This is a genomic window from Goodfellowiella coeruleoviolacea (assembly GCF_024171785.1).
Lineage (GTDB): Bacteria > Actinomycetota > Actinomycetes > Mycobacteriales > Pseudonocardiaceae > Goodfellowiella > Goodfellowiella coeruleoviolacea.
Genome location: NZ_JAMTCK010000001.1, coordinates 122569 through 125888 on the forward strand (window position 1 = coordinate 122569; position 3320 = coordinate 125888).

At 73.3% G+C, this 3320-nt stretch carries 1 pseudogene; it reads right to left on the bottom strand.

The features are described 5' to 3' along the window. Positions 1-287: 287 nt before the first annotated feature. A pseudogene (locus LX83_RS00465) lies at positions 288-3314 on the bottom strand (non-ribosomal peptide synthetase); the annotation flags it as partial. Positions 3315-3320 lie beyond the last annotated feature (6 nt).

Consider the following 3320-nt stretch of genomic DNA (forward strand, 5'->3'; position numbering starts at 1 on the left):
GGTACCCCACCCGCGACCCGCACCCCGTACGCGTGCGCCAGATCCCGCAACAACGGCCCCGCCGACCACTCATCCGCCGCGATGTGATGCACCAACACCAACACCACCCACTCGGCCACATCCTCCGCCCCCACCGCGTCCGCCCCCACTGAGTCCACTCCCACCGCGTCCATCCCCACCGCGAACGCCCACACCCGCACCGGAACCTCCACCGACAGGTCGAACACATACCGCGCCGCCTCCCCCAACCGCTCACCAACCCCATCCACCCCAACCGACTCCACCACCACCACCGGAACATCCACATCGGACACATCCAGCACCCGCTGCCACGCCCGACCCTCCACCTCACCGAACACCGTCCGCAAACTCTCGTGCCGCCCCACCACATCACCCACCGCGGCCCGCAACGCCACCACGTCCAACCCACCCCGCACCCGCGCCGCCAACGGAATGTTGTACGCCGCACTCGCCCCCGCCAACCGGTCGAAGAACCACAACCGCTGCTGCGCGAACGACAACGGGATCCGGTCCGGACGCGGCATCGGCCGCAGGGCCGGTCGGCCCGCCTCGGCGCGGTGCAGCAACGGCGCCAGGCCGGCCACGGTGGGCCGGTCGAACAGGTCGCGCAGGGCGATCTCCACGCCGAACACCGAGCGGATCCGGGACACCAGTCGGGTGGCCAGCAGCGAGTGCCCGCCGAGGTCGAAGAAGCTCTCGTCCCGGCCCACCGCCGCCCGGTCCAGCACGGCGGCGAACAGCCCGGCCAGGACCTCCTCCTGGCCGTCCCTGGGCTCGTGGCCCGGTCGACTGCCGCCCCGGTCCGGCGCGGGCAGCGCGGCCCGGTCCAGTTTTCCGTTGGGGCTCAACGGGAGTTCGGCCAGCACGACGATCGCGGCCGGCACCATGTGGTCGGGCAGTGCCTGGGCGAGGTGGGCGCGCAGCACGGCCGAGTCGCACCCGTCCGGGCCGCTGGGCACCACGTAGCCGACCAGTCGCCGCTCACCGGGCGTGTCCTCGCGGTCCGCGACCGCGCCGTGCGCGACGGTCGGGTGCCGCAGCAGCACGGCCTCGATCTCGCCCAGCTCGATCCGGAAACCCCGGATCTTGACCTGGTTGTCCGCCCGGCCGACGAAGTCCAGTTCCCCGCTGTCGCGCCAGCGGGCCAGATCGCCGGTGCGGTAGAGCCGGCTGCCCGGCGGTCCGAACGGGTTGGCCACGAACCGGCCCGAACTCAGCCCTGGGCGCTCCAGGTAGCCGCGGGCCAGCCCGGTGCCGCCCACGTAGAGTTCGCCGACCACCCCGGTGGGCACCGGCCGCAGCGCGGCGTCGAGCAGGTAGACCGCGGTGTTGTGGACGGGGCCGCCGATCGGCGTGCTGGCCCCGGAAAGGCCGGTGCGGCACCGCCACAGCGTGGCGTCCACAGTGGTCTCGGTGGGGCCGTAGGAGTTGAACATCGGGCGGTCGGCCGCCCACCGGTCCACCAGGTCCGGCGGGCACGCCTCACCCGCGACGACGAGGGTGGTGGTGGCGGGCAGCGCTGGCTCGTCGGGCAGCGCGGCCAGCGCGGCCGGCGGCAGGGTGAGGTGGGTGATCCGGTTGCGGCTGACGAACTCGGCCAGCGGCGCGCCCAGCCGGTCCGGCTCGGGCACGATCACCAGGGTGGCGCCGGCCAGCAGCGCCATGCAGATCTCCCACACCGAGGTGTCGAAGCTGGTCGAGGCGAACTGGAGAACCCGGGCGGCCGGGGTGACGGCGAGGCCCTCGGTCGTGGTGGTGGCCAGGCTGGGGATGCCCGCGTGGGTGACGACCACGCCCTTGGGTTGGCCGGTGGAGCCGGACGTGTAGATCACGTAGGCGGCGTTGTCCGGACGCAGCGGCGCGCACCGCTGCCGGTCGTCCAGGTCGGTGTCCGGCAGGCCGGCCAGCTCGGCCAGGGTGGCCGGCTCGTCCAACTGGATCAGCGGGGCCACCTCGGGCAGGGCCGGCGCCACCGCCGACCGGGTCAGCACCAGGCTCGGCTCGGCGTCCCACAGCATGTGGCTGATCCGCTCGGCCGGGTAGGCCGGGTCGATCGGCAGGTAGGCCGCGCCCGCCTTCAGCACGGCCAGTGCGGCGATGACGCTGTCCGCCGAGCGGGGCAGGGCCACCGCCACGGTCTGCTCGGCGCCGACACCGCGCACGGCCAGGGCCCGGGCCAGTTGGTTGGCCCGGTGGTTGAGCCGCTGGTAGGTCAGCGTGCCCTCGGCGGACTCCACGGCCGTGGCGTGCGGCGTGCGGTGGGCCCAGTGCTCGAACAACTCGGGCAGGGTGCGCGCGGGCAGCGGCCGGTCGGTGGCGTTCCAGTCGACGAGCAGTCGCCGCCGCTCCTGCTCGCCCAGCGGGTCGAGGCGGGTGAGCGGGCACTGGGGTGCGGTCAGTGCCCGGGCGAGCAGGGTGACCAGCCAGTCGGCGATCCGCCGCGCGGTGGCCTCGTCGAACTGGTCGCTGGCGTAGTTGACCGCGCCGTCGATGCCGGCGGTGTCCCGGTGTTCCACGAACGAGAAGGTGAGGTCGAACTTTGCCGTGCCGGTGCGCACCGGGACCGGTTCGGTCACCAGGCCGGGCAGCCCGGGCGCGGGTGCGGTGCGGTTCTCGTAGGTCAGTCCAACCTGGAACAGGGGGTGACGGGCCAGCGAGCGCTGCGGGCTGAGCACGTCCACCAACCGCTCGAACGGCACGTCCTGGTGCGCGTAGGCGGCCAGGTCCGCCTCCCGCACCCGCGCCACCAACTCCCGAAACGACGGATCCCCCGACACGTCCGTGCGCAACACCAACGTGTTCACGAAGAACCCGACCAACTCGTCCAACGCCTCATCGGTGCGCCCGGCCACCGGCGCCCCCAGGGGGATGTCCGTACCCGCACCCAACCGGCTCAACAGCGCGGCCACCCCGGCCTGCACCACCATGAACACACTCGCCCCGCACTCGGCCGCCAGCCGCCGGGCCCGCTCGTGCAGGGGTGGGTCGAGCCGGAAGGGAACCGACCCGCCCCGGTAGCTCGGGGTGGCCGGTCGGGGGCGGTCGCGGGGCAGGTCCAGCTCCTCGGGCAGCCCGGCCAACGCCCGCCGCCAGAACCCCACCTGCCGCGACAACACACTGCCCGGATCATCCAACTCCCCCAACAACTCCCGCTGCCACAACGCGTAATCCGCGTACTGCACCGGCAACCCCGACCACTCCGGCACCCCACCCGCGACCCGCGCCCCGTACGCGTGCGCCAGATCCCGCAACAACGGCCCCGCCGACCACTCATCCGCCGCGATGTGATGCACCAAAGA